This is a genomic window from Lwoffella lincolnii (assembly GCF_037201985.1).
GTDB lineage: Bacteria > Pseudomonadota > Gammaproteobacteria > Pseudomonadales > Moraxellaceae > Psychrobacter > Psychrobacter lincolnii.
This window is the reverse complement of sequence record NZ_CP147511.1, coordinates 1,316,223-1,332,649: the sequence shown is the minus strand read 5'-3', so window position 1 is coordinate 1,332,649 and position 16,427 is coordinate 1,316,223. Positions and strand designations below refer to the sequence as shown.

14 protein-coding genes are annotated in these 16,427 nt (G+C 42.8%); 11 read left to right on the top strand and 3 right to left on the bottom strand.

Features of this window, described 5'->3' with window-relative positions:
• Positions 1-69 precede the first annotated feature (69 nt).
• From rlmN to der, 10 genes are all read left to right on the top strand, one after another.
• Positions 70-1,266: a 23S rRNA (adenine(2503)-C(2))-methyltransferase RlmN gene (gene rlmN / locus WDM69_RS06015; RefSeq protein WP_078306819.1), complete on the top strand. Its 1,197-nt coding sequence runs from the start codon at positions 70-72 to the stop codon at positions 1,264-1,266.
• 99 nt (positions 1,267-1,365) lie between these two features.
• Positions 1,366-2,325, top strand: a complete 960-nt coding sequence (locus WDM69_RS06010; protein WP_240494873.1) for a tetratricopeptide repeat protein — start codon at positions 1,366-1,368, stop codon at positions 2,323-2,325.
• Positions 2,316-3,143 (top strand): helix-turn-helix domain-containing protein, encoded by an 828-nt coding sequence (locus WDM69_RS06005; protein WP_078306818.1) that lies wholly within the window; start codon positions 2,316-2,318, stop codon positions 3,141-3,143. Before WDM69_RS06010 ends, WDM69_RS06005 begins: the two co-directional genes overlap by 10 nt.
• Before the next feature lie 85 nt (positions 3,144-3,228).
• Positions 3,229-4,347: a flavodoxin-dependent (E)-4-hydroxy-3-methylbut-2-enyl-diphosphate synthase gene (gene ispG, locus WDM69_RS06000; RefSeq protein ID WP_078306817.1), complete on the top strand. Its 1,119-nt coding sequence runs from the start codon at positions 3,229-3,231 to the stop codon at positions 4,345-4,347.
• 88 nt (positions 4,348-4,435) lie between these two features.
• On the top strand, positions 4,436-5,170 hold the full coding sequence (locus WDM69_RS05995; protein ID WP_078306816.1) for a YceI family protein: 735 nt from the start codon (positions 4,436-4,438) through the stop codon (positions 5,168-5,170).
• Positions 5,171-5,182: 12 nt separating this feature from the next.
• Positions 5,183-6,007, top strand: a complete 825-nt coding sequence (locus WDM69_RS05990) for a substrate-binding periplasmic protein (protein WP_078306815.1) — start codon at positions 5,183-5,185, stop codon at positions 6,005-6,007.
• A 21-nt stretch (positions 6,008-6,028) separates the two neighbouring features.
• Entirely contained in the window at positions 6,029-7,288 is a 1,260-nt protein-coding gene (gene hisS, locus WDM69_RS05985) for a histidine--tRNA ligase (RefSeq protein ID WP_078306814.1), read from the top strand.
• A gap of 40 nt (positions 7,289-7,328) precedes the next feature.
• The gene (locus WDM69_RS05980; protein WP_078306813.1) at positions 7,329-8,207 is read left to right on the top strand and encodes a YfgM family protein; all 879 of its coding nucleotides are present in this window, start codon (positions 7,329-7,331) and stop codon (positions 8,205-8,207) included.
• A 182-nt stretch (positions 8,208-8,389) separates the two neighbouring features.
• A complete protein-coding gene (gene bamB, locus WDM69_RS05975) occupies positions 8,390-9,631 on the top strand; it encodes an outer membrane protein assembly factor BamB (RefSeq protein ID WP_158077862.1) in 1,242 nt (413 codons plus the stop codon).
• A 57-nt stretch (positions 9,632-9,688) separates the two neighbouring features.
• Positions 9,689-11,107, top strand: coding sequence for a ribosome biogenesis GTPase Der (gene der / locus WDM69_RS05970; protein ID WP_078306811.1), 1,419 nt, complete (start codon positions 9,689-9,691; stop codon positions 11,105-11,107).
• A gap of 98 nt (positions 11,108-11,205) precedes the next feature.
• Here the strand turns inward: der and WDM69_RS05965 are convergent, their stop codons facing one another.
• Positions 11,206-12,354 carry a D-alanyl-D-alanine carboxypeptidase family protein gene (locus tag WDM69_RS05965; protein WP_078306810.1) on the bottom strand — a complete coding sequence of 383 codons (1,149 nt, stop codon included), beginning with the start codon at positions 12,352-12,354 and terminating at the stop codon, positions 11,206-11,208.
• 256 nt (positions 12,355-12,610) lie between these two features.
• On the bottom strand, positions 12,611-13,444 hold the full coding sequence (locus WDM69_RS05960) for an MCR_0457 family protein (RefSeq protein WP_338755113.1): 834 nt from the start codon (positions 13,442-13,444) through the stop codon (positions 12,611-12,613).
• A 456-nt stretch (positions 13,445-13,900) separates the two neighbouring features.
• Here WDM69_RS05960 and WDM69_RS05955 point away from each other — a divergent pair, with 456 nt between their 5' ends.
• Positions 13,901-14,701 (top strand): LysM peptidoglycan-binding domain-containing M23 family metallopeptidase, encoded by an 801-nt coding sequence (locus tag WDM69_RS05955; protein WP_338755112.1) that lies wholly within the window; start codon positions 13,901-13,903, stop codon positions 14,699-14,701.
• A gap of 131 nt (positions 14,702-14,832) precedes the next feature.
• On the opposite strand, the gene WDM69_RS05950 is transcribed toward WDM69_RS05955, so the two are convergent.
• Positions 14,833-16,248, bottom strand: a complete 1,416-nt coding sequence (locus WDM69_RS05950; protein ID WP_338755111.1) for a peptidylprolyl isomerase — start codon at positions 16,246-16,248, stop codon at positions 14,833-14,835.
• Between the last annotated feature and the right edge of the window lie 179 nt (positions 16,249-16,427).

Here is a 16,427-nt window from a genome sequence, read left to right as displayed (position 1 = left end):
TGCCCCATTATTGACTATAATAGAACCATTTATTGATGAGCAAAGATATGAACATGAGCAAAATTGGATATGAACAAAATCGTTACCATTGATCCTAGCACACAAGATGAGATTGTGTCCAAGCACAATCTGTTGGGATTGTCGTACCCACAGTTGGTGGCGTTTTTTGCTGATATTGGGGAAAAGGCATTTCGTGCCAGTCAAGTCATGAAGTGGATACACCAGTACGGCGTTACTGATTTTACTCAGATGACCAATTTATCCAAAAAACTGCAAGACAAACTGACACAAGTGGCAGCTGTTACACCGCCCACAGTGAGGTTTAAACAATTTAGTGAAGATGGCACTCGCAAGTGGGTGTTTGAAGTGGCAGGTGGTTCATTGGTTGAGACGGTGTTAATCCCTGCTGATGATGGCAAACAATATGGGCGAAAAACGTTGTGTATTTCATCACAAGTGGGGTGTGCGTTGGATTGTTCATTTTGTAGTACTGGTAAGCAAGGATTTGAGCGCGATTTAACTGCCAGTGAAATCATCGGTCAGCTTTGGGTTGCCAATCAGTCTTATATGCAAGATGTCCCTGTCAGTGAGCGAGAAAACCGAGTAACTAATGTGGTGATGATGGGCATGGGTGAACCGTTGCTTAACTATGACCCTGTGGTTGCGAGCATGTCCATTATGTTAAATGACCACGCTTATGGGCTGTCTAAACGACGAGTGACCTTATCGACCTCTGGCATTGTGCCGAAGATGTATGAGTTGGCAAAAGACATTGATGTGGCGTTGGCGATTTCGCTACATGCCCCCAACGATGAGTTGCGTAATCAGCTTGTGCCTATCAACAAAAAATATCCACTAAAAGAGTTGATACAAGCCGCCAAAGCCTATGTTTATCACGAAAATCCAAGGCACAAAAAGCACGTTACCATTGAATATGTGATGTTATCAAACATCAATGACAGTGATGAACACGCCAAACAGTTGATTGAGCTGTTAAATGGGTTGCCAAGTAAGATTAATCTGATACCTTTTAATCCATTTCCCCACGCCCCTTATCAACGCTCAAGTAACAATCGCATTCATGCGTTTAGTCATTTGTTAAACCAAGCTGGCTTTGTTTGTACGGTGCGTCAAACTCGAGGTGATGATATTGATGCGGCTTGTGGGCAGTTGGTTGGACAAGTGGCAGACAAAACACGTCGTTCGGCTAAATGGCGACAAAGCATTGAACGAAATAAAGCATTGAATAAGCCATATCAATCATGAAACGTTAAAAGATTGAAAAACATATCAACCATAAAACAATGAAACCATAAAGCATGAAACATGAAAGCATGAAACATTAAAAAAGACAGAGACTTGACCATGTTGCAAATCAGCTTACCGCATCATTTAAAACCGCCTCATTCACAAAGGTTAAATCACATCAGCACAACTGATGACGTTGGTTGCCCCAAGATGTTGATAACTGACATGTTAATGTCTGGCAAGTTAAGCGTTGGCATGATGGTGGCAGTGTTGGCATTGACGTTGTCTGGCTGTCAAAGCACCCCAACCGACGCGTTTACTAATAGCAATTATAATGCCAATACACAAGCTTCTGGTAACCGTGAAAAAAGCCCCCAAGAAGTTGCCAGTATTCGCACCACTTTAGCCAGTGAATACATTCGAGACAAAAAACTTGATGCCGCCATGCGTCAGTTGCAACTGGCATTTGACGCAGATGCTCGCTATGTGCCAGCTCATGATATGATGGGTGTCTTGTTACAGCAAGAGGGCAGTCCAAGCAACTTTGCTAAGGCAGAAGAATACTTCAAAAAAGCCATCAGTATCGACCCAAGCTTTATGCAGGCACACAATAACTATGGCGTGTATCTGTCGCAAGCCAACCGCCATGCTGAGGCGATTAAGCAGTTTCAAATTGCAGGCGAGGCACTCGGTTATCAAGGACGCATTGCATCACTTGAAAACTTAGGACGCACCTATCTTAAGCTGAACAATGACGATGCTGCCATACAGACTTTTATTAGGGCGTTAGAAAGCGACAGCAACAGCATCATCTCACGCATCGAGCTGGTGGATTTGTTGCTAAAACACAACCGTATCCAACAAGCTCAAAAATTGTATGATGAAACTGATGCGTTATTTGGTCATCAAATCATCACCCCACGCACCTTGATGCAAGGCATCAAACTGGCACATGAAACAGGCAACATGGCAAAGCGTCAACAACTGACCCAAGAGCTGTTATCCACTTTTGCACTAAGTAATGAAGCAAAAACTCTAAGAACTTGGCTAACCAACCCTGAGGCAACATGGAAGTAACAAAATCATCAAATGATACCTTATCTTTTGGTCATGCGTTAAGAAAAGCTCGTGAAAAACAAAACATCACCCTTGAGCAAGCGTCCAAAGATTTGTTCATCAAAGAGCGTCAGCTGGCGGCGTTAGAAGCTGAGAACTTTGCTGTCTTGCCACAGCAGACCTTTGCCAAGGGTTTTGCCATCAACTACGCACGCTATCTTAAGCTTAATGTTGATGAGATGTCAGCCAGTTTTGACCGTGCCTATCCCAGTGAAATGCGTGTTACTAAAGCTGAAGACATCGCATCTCCATTGCGTCCAATGGGCACATTGCACCGTGATAGCAGACGCAGTTTTCGTTTTAATCCGCTATTGTTATTGGCGGTGATATGTGTCATCAGTTTGGCAGTATTTTTGTTGCGGACGGTCAGCAATGCTCAAAGCCAAAAAGAAGCCGATAGTCAGCAACCCACCATTGAAGAGATGGGCAACATTGACCAAGAGCAAGGCTCAGCTCTTAATGGCATCGAAATCACCAACAGCACAGGCTCAGCATTAAACCTAACTCATGCTGACCAAACTAACAGCCCAACCAACCCCCAAGCATCTGAGCTGGAGTTTTGGGTACAAAATAAAACCAACCTCTCTGTGATTGATGCCAATGGGCAAGTGCTATGGCAAGGTGAAAAGGGTAGGGGCAGTTTTACCCTAACTGGCAATGCCCCATTTACCATTAAGATTGATAATGTCAAAAACGTCAGTCTAAATATGAATAAACAGCCCGTCCGTTTGTCTCAATACAGCCAAAATAACCAAGCTGTCTTTAAATTATCACCATAATTTTTAAACTGTCGCCATAGCCAGTCAAAATGAACGAAAAAAATCAGCCCAATAAAAACAAGCCCCATAAAAACAAGAGTCCATCATGAGCCATCATTCCCCCATTCAACGTAAACGCACCAAACAAATCCATGTCGGCTCTGTGGCAGTGGGTGGTGATGCCCCCATCAGTGTGCAGAGCATGACCAATACCGACACGTGTGATGTACAAGCCACCGTTGCCCAAATTCAGCGATGCGTAGACGCAGGGGTGGATTTTATGCGAGTATCCACGCCCAGCATGGACAGCGTGCAAGCATTTGGTGAAATCAAAAAACAAGTCAGCGTGCCATTGGTTGCTGACATTCATTTTGATTATAAAATTGCCTTGGCAGTGGCAGAAGCAGGGGCGGATTGTTTGCGGATAAATCCAGGTAACATTGGCAATGAACAAAAAGTGCGAGAAGTGGTTGCTTGTGCCAGGCACCACAATGTTCCCATTCGCATCGGGGTAAACGCAGGTTCGCTTGAAAAAGACATTCAAAGAAAATATGGCGAACCAACAGGCGAGGCCATGCTAGAATCGGCGTTACGCCATATTGATATCTTAGAAAAACTGGGCTTTGACCAATATAAAATCTCGGTTAAAGCCAGCAATGTGTTCTTAACCCTTGATGCGTATCGATTGATTTCTGCCCAAATTGACAACCCATTACATCTTGGGGTAACTGAAGCTGGCGTGTATCGCACAGGTACGGTAAAATCCGCCATTGCTTTGGGCAGTTTGCTACTTGATGGCATTGGTGATACCATGCGCATCTCTTTGGCGGCAGCACCAGAAGAAGAGATTAAAATCGGCTTTGACATTTTAAAATCATTGAGCATTCGTGCTAATGGGGTCAACTTCATTGCTTGCCCCAGCTGTTCTCGTCAAGAATTTGATGTGATTAAAGTGATGAATATTTTAGAGGCTCGTTTAGAGGACATTCGTGAGCCGATGAATGTGTCGGTGATTGGTTGTAAGGTGAATGGGCCAGGAGAAGCCAAAGAATCAGACATTGGCGTGGTGGGGGCAAGCCCCAACAGCTTGGTATATCAAGATGGTAAAAAAAGCCATCTGATAGACACCGAAAAATTGGCAGATGAAATTGAGGCGATGGTGCGAAAAAAAGTAAAAATGATGGCAAATAAAAAAGCCAATGAAATCATTCGTGTGGCACAATAGCCATTTTCAAGCCATTTTTACTGATGTTTTTTCTGGATTTTTTGATTAAGGTTTAATTACTGATGGTCATTAATGATATGGATGAATTATGAAAAAAATACTCTTAACTTCATTGTTGTTATGCTTGGTGGCTTGTGGCTCACAACCAGCATCTGATGACATAACCGAAGCTCAACACAGCTCTGAAAATGCCAGTTCTGAAAATAATGGTAATTCTGACAGTGCGGTCGCTGAAAATTCAGTCGCTGATTCTGTGTCTGAAGTGCAGACAGTCAATCAGGCATCTGAGGTTTCTGATTGGTTGTTAAAAGATGCAGACATCGGTTTTGTCAGCACCAAAATTGATAAAAAGCGCAATCACATCGAAGAAATAGGTGAATTTACTCAATACTCTGGTCTGTTTAATAAGCTGGGCGAGCTGTTATTAAAGATTGATTTATCCAGTGTCAAAACCGACATCGTTATTAGAGATGATCGCTTAAGAGATTGGTTATTTAATGTGGACGAATTCACAACCGCAGTTGTGACCACAACCTTAGATGCTGATACCATCAATGGGTTAAAAGTTGGTGAGACGATGCAATTAACCCAACCTTTTGTGTTGGACATGCACGGACATACGGTGGATTTGGTGGCAGACTTGACGATCACACGTGAAAGTAACACATTGATGCTGGTAGAGACCAACACCCCCATCAAGTTAGATGTCAAAAAATTTGATATGTCAGAGGGCATGAAACGTTTAACAGAAGTTATGGGATTATCTAGGATTGATAATGTCGTTCCTATCACCTTTAAGGGCAAATTTGTCAGACCACTTTAAATGGATAATGTTATGAAAAAGATATTGTGTGTTTTACCCCTATTTTGGTTGTTAGGTGGATGCGGTAACACCAATGATAACCATGCCAACGCCAACCATGCCAATCATGAAACTGCCAATACTGATGGGCAACAAGATAAACTGACAGAAGTCAAAGTGGCTTTTATTGCATCAGAGACAGGCAATGAGCCATTAAATTTTCGTGATGAGCGAGGTGATTTGCAAGGGTTTGAATACGATGTTTTGCAAGAAATTGCCAAACGTAGCCATCATCATTTTGTATACAGTTATCAACCACGGCAAAACCTATTTGAAAGCCTTGCTGATAATAAATTTGATATGATTGTTGGTAGCATTGCCATTACAGATGATCGGCGTAAGCAATATGCCATGAGCAATCCTTATTTGGAGGTGTATCCAGTCACAATCATCAGTAAAGACAAGGACATTAAGACGCTGCATCAACTCAAAGACAAACATGTCGCCATTAAAGACAGCTCAATGGATACGCTTTATGACATTGTGACTCAGAAAAAACAAGAAGAAGAATTAAATGATGTGCAATACATGCGAAGTGATTGGCTGGCGGTACAAAGTGTGTTGTCCAATAAAGCAGAAGCGGCAATCAGTGATTCATCAGTCATTCCTTATTATGTGGAAAAATATTCTGAGAAAAAATCGCCTTTGTATTTTGCCATTGATTATGACTATCCACAAGAACTTTACGGATTTGTTTTAAATAAATCAGACAGTCAGCTGTTAGAAGAGGTGAACGCATCATTGGCAGACATGAAGGCAGATGGCACATATCAAAGTATTTATAAAAAATGGTTTTAATTTGGGGGCAATGGTGTGATGATGCTGACATCAATCAAAGGGTTTAATGACATTTTGCCTGCTGACAGTCAAAAATGGCAACGATTAGAAGCCATTTTGGCAGACATTTTGGCACGGTTTGGTTTTGAGCAGATTCGCCTGCCCATCGTGGAAGAGACCCAGCTGTTTTCTCGTGCCATTGGTGACGCCACCGACATTGTTGAAAAAGAAATGTATAGTTTCACCGATAAATCTGATCCACCCACGCCACTGACCTTACGCCCAGAAGGCACGGCAGGGGCAGTGCGAGCGGTGTTGGAGCATCATCTATTGCGTGGCGACACACCAAAACTTTGGTACACAGGACCGATGTTTCGCTATGAACGCCCACAAAAAGGACGATACCGTCAGTTTCATCAGCTGGGGGTGGAAAGTTTTGGCAGTAAGATGCCTGATGCTGATGCTGAATTGATTATCATGACCGCCATGATGTGGCAGGCATTGGGCATTGAAAAAGCAGTAACGCTTGAGCTAAATAGCTTAGGAGAGCTTACCGAACGCCTTGCTTATCGCACCGCATTGATTGAGTATTTAAAAGACAAACAAGACGAGCTGGACAGTGATAGCCAACGGCGTTTGACCACCAACCCCTTACGCATATTAGACAGCAAAGATGCCAATACCCAAAAACTTCTAGAAAATGCCCCAAAGTTAGCGGATTTTTTGGGTGAGGACAGCCAAGCCCATTTTGCCAAAGTCAAAGAATACCTAACCGCTGTTGGCATTGAGTTTGTGATTAATCCTAAGTTGGTGCGTGGTTTGGATTATTACAATAAAACCGTGTTTGAATGGACAACCGATAAATTAGGCAGCCAAGCCACGGTGTGTGGCGGTGGGCGTTATGATGGCCTGATCGGTCAGCTCAAAGGGTCTGATAAATCAGAACCTGCCGTGGGTTTTGCCATTGGGCTTGAACGATTGCTATTGCTGATTGAAGCGGTTAATCCATTTAATCCTGTGTCTGCTTGTGATGTGTTTGTGGTGGCTCACCCTGATGTCTATACTCAAGCGGTAAAATTTGCCCACAAACTTCGCACCCAGCGTGTTGACCTAAGGGTAAAAATGGGGTCAGCAATCAGTTTAAAAGCACAAATGAAAAAGGCGGATAAATCTGGTGCAAGATTTACCGTGATTATCGGTGAAGATGAAGTGAAACATGAGCAAATCAGCATCAAAGACATGCAAAATGCTGAACAGACCACACAATCCCAAGCATGGTGCGTGGCGAATTTATTAAAATAAACAGCCAAGTAAACAAACAACAGTTGAGTAAAAATCTCCTATGAGTAACAACATTTCGGTCAATGGTGATGGCAGTCTGGACAAACTTAAGCGGTATGGTGGCAACATTGCCATGGCGATTGTCGTGGCATTGTTGGCTTTTGCCATTTGGCAATATTGGCAAAAAAACCATTCGCACGCCGATTTGACAGCGTCAGACATGTACACGCAAATCCAGCAAAGCCAAGAACAGATTGCCCTTGGCTTACAAAACCCTGACCTTGCCGAGGCTGACCGCAACGAGTTGCTAAAGCAACAAGAACAGCTTGGTTTGCAAATTGAGCAGTTGGTGGCTGGGCATTCTGACAGCATCTATGCTTGGCAAGCTTTGATGGCACAAGCCAAAGAGCAGACCGATGATGGTCATTATTCAAAGGCGATTGACAGCTTAAGTCAGGCGTTAAGTGTCAAAGATATTGATGCAGGGCTAAAAGCCATCACCGAGTTGCGACTGGGGCAGGTGTATTTGGCGGACAATCAACTTGATGCTGGCAAAAAAGTGGTGAGTGTTGAGATGCCAACTGCCTTTGAAGCCAGCCGTCAAGAGTTGCTTGGTGATATTTATGTCAAACAAAATAAGCTTGATGATGCCAAACGTGCTTATGAAAATGCGTGGGAGCTGTTGCGTAAACGTGAAGAAAACCGTGCCATTTTGTCATTAAAAATGGAGAGTTTGGGCATGCAATTTGAGCCGATTGTCGTCCCACAAATGGTTCAGATGCAGGATTTGACCGCGCCTTTACAAGCACCTGCCACAGATGTTGCCATGCACCATGTTGATGCAGACACTGTTGACGCAAACGCTGTTGATTCAGATACTATTGACGCAGACAATGAACAAGGTGGCAGTGACTTGGAGAATGCCACACAACCACAATAAGCAACGGCTTGGGTTGAACAACACAAACAGACCAGCCAAATGACCAGCCAAGTCAAATGAGCAAAGTTAAACCACCAAAATTAAACCACCAAAGTTAACCCACTGAACTGACTTTAAGTTATCAATTTAAGCCAAATTGAAGTTACATTGCCAAACCAAATGAGTGAACGATAATGTCTAAAATGTCTAACCACAAATTTTTTTTAAGCCATTTAAGTAACCCAACACATCACCAAGCACATCATGCAAACAGGTATTTGGTAAAAAAACCGTTTTTTTTGCTGGGTGTGTTGGCGGTTTCGCTTGCTTTGACTGCCTGTAATAAAGGCATCAACCCGGTGGAGCATGAACCAAGCAAACTTGTGAGCTTGGCACAAAATCCCACCGTGCTACAGCCCATTGCTAATTTTAAACTGGGTGGTGGCAATGCTAAAGACCCCTTGAATTTGCAACCTGTTATCCAAGCCAATCATGTCTTTGTGGCATCTCGTGATGGTCAGGTAAAATCGTATCCGTTGGCAAGTGATGCCCATGCGTGGTCAATCAAGCTAAAAACACCAATCACATCTGGCATAACGGCTGATGCCACTGGTCAAACCTTGGTTGTTACCCATAAAGATGGCAGTGTTACCGCCTTAAATGCTCAAAATGGGGCAGTGAAGTGGCAACGTCAATTAAGCGGTACGGTGCTTGCACCCGCATTGATTGCCAATGCTCGTGTGCTGTTGATGGCAAACGATGGCAACCTATATGGGCTAAACTTACACACAGGTGAGCAGGTTTGGCGATTTAATACCAGCACACCAGCCATGAGTGTGCGTGGAGCAGCGTCCCCCATCTTACTGACTGACAACTTGGCATTATTTGCTGGTGCTGATGGACGCATGTATGGCTTAACGGTTGATGCAGGTTTGCCACAGTGGTCTTATCGTGTTGGCATTGCCTTAGGGGCGAGTGCCATTGAACGCATGACTGACATCGATGCCACGCCAGTTGTGGATAATAATCAATTGTTTGTGGTGAGCCATGGTGGGCAATTGGTGGGTTTTGATTTGACCCAGCAACGCATCTTATGGCAACAAGACACAGCCAGCCTTAAGCGGTTGGCAATCACCGATACTACTGTCATTGCCACTGATTTAACAGGAAAAGTCTTGGCATTTCATCGCAAGACAGGTGAACCATTGTGGCAAAATGAATCTTTAATGTATCGCCAGTTAACCAATCCTGTTGTCATCAATCACTTGGGGCAATCGTTGATTGCGGTGGGTGATTTTGAAGGTTATGTGCATATGTTAGACGCTCAAACTGGCGATATTGTCAGCCGTATTCGTGGTCAGGGCAGTTTGACCCATCTGAATGTCATGGACAATCGTTTGGTCACTCAGAGCATACAAGGTGATGTGCAGCTTTGGCAATGGTAATCATCTCAACCATATCACCATTTTTTGTGTTTTATCCTAATTAGGTCATTTATAACCATGAGCATCAAACCTGTCGTTGCTTTAATTGGTCGTCCCAATGTGGGCAAATCAACCATATTCAACCAACTTACCAAGTCTCGCCAAGCGTTGGTTGCTGACTTTTCTGGCTTGACTCGAGACCGCCAATATGGTGATGTGCATTATGATGGTAAATCTTTTATTGTGGTCGACACAGGTGGCATAGGCGAAGCAGATGATGGCTCTGGCAACATTGATGATTATATGTCGGAGCAATCTTATACCGCCATTCATGAAGCGGATATTTTGCTGTTTGTGGTGGACGCTCGTGCTGGTGTCATTGGTTCAGACAGTGAGATTGCCAAATTTTTGCACAGCTTGGGCAAGCCTGTTTATTTGGTTGCCAATAAAATTGATGGTATCCATGAGGCCGCCATTGGTGAATTTTTTGCTTTAGGCTTAGGCAAGCCATATCCTGTAACCGCCACTCATGGTAAAGGTTTGCTGACCCTATTAGATGATTTGACCGCTGGCATGACTTTGGACACTGACGCAGAAGAAGACGTAACAGATGGGCTTAAGCTTGCCATCATCGGTCGCCCTAACGTGGGCAAATCTACCTTGGTTAATCGCATGTTGGGTGAAGAGCGGGTGGTGGTGTTTGACATGCCTGGCACGACCCGAGACAGCATTTATATTCCCTTTGAGCGAGAAGGTAAGCATTATGTGCTGATTGATACCGCTGGTGTGCGTCGCCGTGGGCGAATTGATGAGACGGTTGAGAAATTTTCGGTTGTTAAGACCTTACAAGCCATCAAAGATGCCAATGTGGTGGTGTTGGTGATAGATGCCCAAGAAGGCATTGTTGATCAGGATTTGCATATGCTTGGCTATGCCTTAGATGCAGGGCGAGCAATGGTCATCGCCATCAACAAATGGGATGGGCTGACAGACGAACAAAAATCCTACGTCAAAACCGAGATGGACAGACGTTTTAACTTTATTCCATATGTTAAAACACATCTTATCTCAGCATTGCATGGCACAGGTGTGGGCAATTTGTATCCTTCCATTCATAAAGCCTACCAGTCATCACTGTTTAAAGTCTCTACCAATCGCTTGACACAGATATTACAAGACGCCGTTACCGCTCACCCACCACCCATGATATCAGGGCGACGCATCAAACTACGTTATGCCCATCTTGGGGGACACAATCCGCCTGTCATCGTCATTCATGGCAATCAAACCAAATCATTGCCAAAAAGCTATCGCCGTTATTTAGAAAATCAGTTTAGGCAAGTGTTTAAACTGGAAGGCACACCGCTTAACATCGAGCTGAAGCAAAATGAAAATCCTTTTGAAGGGCGACAAAATAAATCGACCAAAACCAAAGCACAACGGCTTAGACAAAAAAAACGCATTCAAAAATTTAAACGCAATGACAAAAAACGCTGACGCTGAAAAAATGCTGACGCTAGGGACACACCTAGCGTTTGATTAAGATAACGATAACGCTTAATGAATTAAAACAACATGAGTTAAAACAACATGAATTAAAACAACTGCTTTACCCAACGGCTGATGCGTTGCCATAATCGATGAATAAAGCCTGCTTGTTCAATGTCTTGCGTGGCAACCACATCAGCAGATGCCACGGTTTTGCCATTTTGTACGGCATGGACTTTGCCCAACGTTTGACCTTTTTTGATGGGAGCTTGTAGGTCAGGCTGGATATCAACAGCGGTGGTGAGTTTGCCTTGAGCATTTTTGGTTGTCAGCACACGCAAATCACTGGCAGTGACCAACTCAACTTGCTCCGTTGTGCCAAACCACACAGGCACTTTTTGTATCAATTGTCCTTTGGGGGCAAGCACTGCATGGGTGAAATGCCCAAAGCCCCAATTTAATAACTCACGAGATTGGTCTGCTCGGGCTTGCATGCTTTTAGCACCCATGATGACAGAGATTAGACGCATGCCATTGCGATTGCTTGATGCAACCAAGCAATAACCTGCTGCATTGGTATGTCCAGTTTTTAGCCCATCGACTGTTGGGTCAGTGAGCAGTAACGCATTGCGGTTGCCTTGGGTAATGCCATTATAGGTGAATTCTTTTTCAGAATAGATGTCATAATATTTGTCGCTATGTGAAATGATTGCCTTGGCAAGTTTTGCCAAATCCATCGCCGAAGCCACATGACCATCTGCAGGCATGCCAGTGGCGTTGACAAAATGCGAATCAGTCATACCCAAGGCTTGAGCTTCTTCATTCATCAGTTGAGCAAAAGAGGATTCACTGCCAGAGACATACTCAGCCATGGCGATGGAAGCATCATTGCCTGATTGAATGATGATGCCCTTGAGCATGTCGATGACAGGGGCAGTTTTATTGACAGGCACATACATACATGACTGCTGACTGCTACCACGACACCACGCATTTTCGCTCATGAGTACAGGTTCATTTTCTGTCAGCTCACCATTTAATAATTTTTTTTCGATGATGTAACTGGTCATCATTTTGGTTAATGACGCAGGAGGCAGGGGCTCATTGGCATTTTTTTGAGCCAAAATTTCGCCTGTGGTGTAGTCCATCAGTACATAAGCACTGTTGTCCATCTCTGGTGGTGTTAAAGCGTATGCACTAAAACTGCTGGTAAGAAGTGCAAGGGTAAAAGCGGTTTTTTGTGAAGATAAAATCATGACAATGACAACAATAATTTAAAGGCAATAATTTATAAAGGTAAATAAGGTAAATAAGGTAAAAAAGCTTTCAATAAAGCTGATGATGACAGCTTTTAAGCCATAAAATCTGTGATAAAGTGGCGTATCTTAACAAATAATATCAACAGATAAAACATCAATTATCATCACCATCAATTATCATTGCCATGTTACCTATTATTTGTCATATGCGATTGATAAAGTGGTGTCTATTTAAAAGAAACGGTTACAGCGGTCATAAAGGAGCGGTTGCAATTTCTTGACATAAAATGGATTTTTCAGTCTTAGATAAGCCATTTAGCCAAGATTTAAGGCTATTTAGCTCACGTCGGTAGTTACGCTGGGTAGATAAAGAGTGCATGATTGCTTGTGGGTCGTCCACATTGGGCAACAAATCTTGCAGTCGAGTGTTAAACGCCCGTTGAAACGATTTTTGTTGGGAAGCAGACAACACGCTTGGACAAATCTCACTTAACACATGCATGACCTGTAGCGAGGTCAATTCCACTTTATCCATCTCCAAAATTTCATTGGCAGATGGCAATGCGTCATTTTCTTTATCATGACTTGCCACCATCATGGAATTGCGTTGCTTTTGTATGCTTGGCAACATATGAATGCGATAGCTGACAGTCTGACTGATGTGATGCAAACCTATGGGCATATGGTGGCTTTGAGCTGTTTTTGCTGATGTAGGATTTGCTGGGGCAATGAAAAAGAACTCTGTGTTAGCATGGGCTAAGGTAACGCTTATCAGCGAATTGATGGTAACAATCATGCCAAAAAACAACCGAGATAACTTCACAGGGTTGGGGCAAATTGACATCAGTACGGACTTAAGATGATAAAAAAACTGCCAAGCCAGCTCAGACAATTCCAAGGGTAACTCAGGGGGGCTGATGGGTTTGATGATTGTGTGTTTTGTTATTGACAGTTGAGCTTTAAAAAAAAGACTGGGCTTAACCAAATTGGGAAAAAACATCATTCGCTTTTTAGCAGTCAAATTAAGCATGTTTGTCGTACGTCCACTGAATGTTGTTAACACTGATGTTGTTAATGCGTTCGTCATGCACATCCATATTAAGCATGATGATTGATGATGGTCATTATTATTGATGATATAAAAATAGAAATGACCAAAATATGAATGATCAAGGCATATGAATGACCAAGATAATGGTATCTTGCTAATATCACGGTGTCATGTAGCAAATCCTTAATCCTGTTATGATATTGTGTCTAAATATTAATTATTGGAACTATTTAGCAACAATTTTTTGCAAAAAATGCCTGTGTGATGAATTGCCACCACATTCTAACATGTCCTAATCGGTTCATGGCACACCATTAAAAATACATGCTATTAAAAATAAATGTATCTGTTACAATGAAAACGCTTCCCATCGTGATGACCACATGACCATCAGAGTATTACCAGAGTATTACCATGAATTTTTTATTATTTTTTATTCAATCAAAACTAAAAAGCCATGTTTGGTTGCAGTATTGCTTGCCAGCAAAATTCATGTCTAAACTGAAACAAATATCATGTTTATCATGTCGTTATTTAAGGCTGTTGTTATTAAACGCATTATGGGTGGTGAGTGTGTTGGCTCTAACCGCATGTGCCAGCCCAAACCCACATCAGGTTAATACCAGCACACAAAATATCATCATTAATGAGCAAGGTGTGCCTAACCGTTACCTTGTGAAATCAGGTGATACGGTCAGTCGCATTGCTCAGCGATATGGGTTAAATTACCGAGAAATTGGGCGACTTAATCAGCTAGACAGTCATTATACGATTTATGCAGGCACGTGGTTGACGTTATGGAATGCTCGCACCAACACCAGCTATTTACCCAGCAATCAGAACATTAAGGTTGCTAAGGGGTTTATGCTCCCCAGTCATAATAGGGTGATTGGTGAGTTCAATAAAAGTAATGGCATCATTGGCATGTGGTTTGAAGGTCAGCTAAACGATCCTGTGCTGGCCAGTCAAGATGGCAAAGTTCTTTATGTCGGTGAAAGCTTAAAAGATTATGGCAAATTAATCATGCTAGAACATGGTAATGGTGTGGTCACGGCTTATGCTCATAACAATCGCCTTTTGGTCAGTCAAGATGAGCTGGTCAAACGTGGGCAACCGATTGCCACCATGGGTCATATTGCCACCCATTCTGTTATCAGAAATAACATGGTGGTCAATGGCATGGCGGCAAACAATAACGCAAACAATAACGTGAACGTGAACGTGGTGGCATTGGAATTTCAGGTGCGGTTGCACGGTGAACCCATTGACCCAAGAAGCATCTTGACTAACTAAAAACATTTTTACTAAAAACATTTTTACTAACAATCATCATGGCGTTTGTGTTGAGTGTTATTCATCGTTGCTCAAAATATTTTTCACCGTTGTTCAAAATGCTGTATTGTTGTTCACAGTGATTGACACACTTATTGATACACTCGAATATATGAGTTTGCTTTTAGTTGTTCAAGCCATTCTTCGATGATTTGTGGGGCTTGGCGAGATTGTAGTATCATCAAGGCTTGCTGGCGTTGTCGCTCATTACTGATGTCTTTTTGTCTGGTTGCTGATACCTTGACAATGTGCCAACCAAATTGCGTTGCAAACGGTGTGGAGAAGTTACCGATGGGGGTGCGTTTCATCATGGCTTCAAACTCAGGCACCATCTCACCTTCGCTGACCCAGTCCAAATCACCGCCTTTGCCAGCTGACCCTGCATCTTGTGAGTACATGGTTGCAAGCTGAGCAAAATCTTCACCATGGCGTAAGGCGTTATGAATCTCGTCTATCTTTTGCTTGGCAAAAGGTTCTGTTTGCTGGTCTTGATTTTTAATTAAAATGTGCTGAGTATGCCATTGGGGAATGATGTTGGTTTGTTCGTTTTGTGATTGACGCACATCAATAAGTTTGATGATGTCTAAGCCATGTTGGGTAATCAGTGGTGGGGTAACTTCGCCAATTTGTAAACTGGTGATGCGATCGGCTAGGGCAGCAGGTAGGTTGTCTGCCAGATGGTATCCCATATTGCCCCCTTCAATGGGGTGGGGGTATTGGGTGGCTAATGAAGACAGCAATTGATTTATCTGTGGTTGTGTACGCACATCATTGTTTTGTAATGCTTTAACCAAAGTATCTGCCACGTTCATGGCGTGCTGTTGCTCATTGGCACTCAGATTATTGATGTCAGACAGATATGGCACACGAAAGTGTAAGGTTTCGTATTCTTTAGGGGTGAGAAGATTGCTTTCTGGCGATTGCAAAAATGCCTGAATGTCTTGTTCATTGATGGACAGCTCACCATATAATTGTCTTTGTTGTAGGGCTTGGATGATTTGTTTTTCGGCAATCTGTTGATGTAATTGGGCATATGACCCAGCCATCTGACTGTCCATGTGTTGTTGTAGCTGTGTCAAAGAGTGAAAATTTTGGCTTTTGGCAATGTCATTGAGTTCTGCATTGACAGCATCGGCATTCAAGGTGAGTCCTAAGCGTTTGGCATAATCCAGTTGCAATTGTTTGATGATTAAACCATCAAGGGTTTGAGCTTGTAACTGACTGTCTGAAATCAACTGCTCACCATTGGCTTGTAAGGCAAGGCGTTCAGCTTGTAAAGCTCGTTCAAAATCACTTTTTAAAATGACCGAATCATTCACCATCGCAAGAATGCCATCACTGTGAATGGTGGCTTTATTGGCAGATGACGCACTGGCAGATGACGCATTGACTGTTGTTGTGTTGGCTTGTGTTGTGTTGGCTTGTGCAGGCATTGCCACAGTTGTGAATGCCCAAGACATGGCAATGGATAAACCCAACATTGGGCGAGTTAACATAAGTTTACGCATAAAAAAATCTCTTTAAAAAAAATCTAGAAACCACTCAAGAAACCACTCAATAAAATCATCAAACAAAATAGCACACATTGGCACAAATGATTTGGCAATCATGCAATCATGGCACTATTATATATAATAAAATCATGAGGATAAAAAATCATTATAAATCATCATAATAAAAAATCTGA

Coding starts and splice junctions, on each gene's coding strand:
- rlmN (WP_078306819.1), top strand. CDS start 70: ATGAACAAAATCGTTACCATTGATCCTAGCACACAAGATGAGATTGTG.
- WDM69_RS06010 (WP_240494873.1), top strand. CDS start 1,366: ATGTTGCAAATCAGCTTACCGCATCATTTAAAACCGCCTCATTCACAA.
- WDM69_RS06005 (WP_078306818.1), top strand. CDS start 2,316: ATGGAAGTAACAAAATCATCAAATGATACCTTATCTTTTGGTCATGCG.
- ispG (WP_078306817.1), top strand. CDS start 3,229: ATGAGCCATCATTCCCCCATTCAACGTAAACGCACCAAACAAATCCAT.
- WDM69_RS05995 (WP_078306816.1), top strand. CDS start 4,436: ATGAAAAAAATACTCTTAACTTCATTGTTGTTATGCTTGGTGGCTTGT.
- WDM69_RS05990 (WP_078306815.1), top strand. CDS start 5,183: ATGAAAAAGATATTGTGTGTTTTACCCCTATTTTGGTTGTTAGGTGGA.
- hisS (WP_078306814.1), top strand. CDS start 6,029: ATGCTGACATCAATCAAAGGGTTTAATGACATTTTGCCTGCTGACAGT.
- WDM69_RS05980 (WP_078306813.1), top strand. CDS start 7,329: ATGAGTAACAACATTTCGGTCAATGGTGATGGCAGTCTGGACAAACTT.
- bamB (WP_158077862.1), top strand. CDS start 8,390: ATGTCTAACCACAAATTTTTTTTAAGCCATTTAAGTAACCCAACACAT.
- der (WP_078306811.1), top strand. CDS start 9,689: ATGAGCATCAAACCTGTCGTTGCTTTAATTGGTCGTCCCAATGTGGGC.
- WDM69_RS05965 (WP_078306810.1), bottom strand. CDS start 12,354: ATGATTTTATCTTCACAAAAAACCGCTTTTACCCTTGCACTTCTTACC.
- WDM69_RS05960 (WP_338755113.1), bottom strand. CDS start 13,444: ATGACGAACGCATTAACAACATCAGTGTTAACAACATTCAGTGGACGT.
- WDM69_RS05955 (WP_338755112.1), top strand. CDS start 13,901: ATGTCTAAACTGAAACAAATATCATGTTTATCATGTCGTTATTTAAGG.
- WDM69_RS05950 (WP_338755111.1), bottom strand. CDS start 16,248: ATGCGTAAACTTATGTTAACTCGCCCAATGTTGGGTTTATCCATTGCC.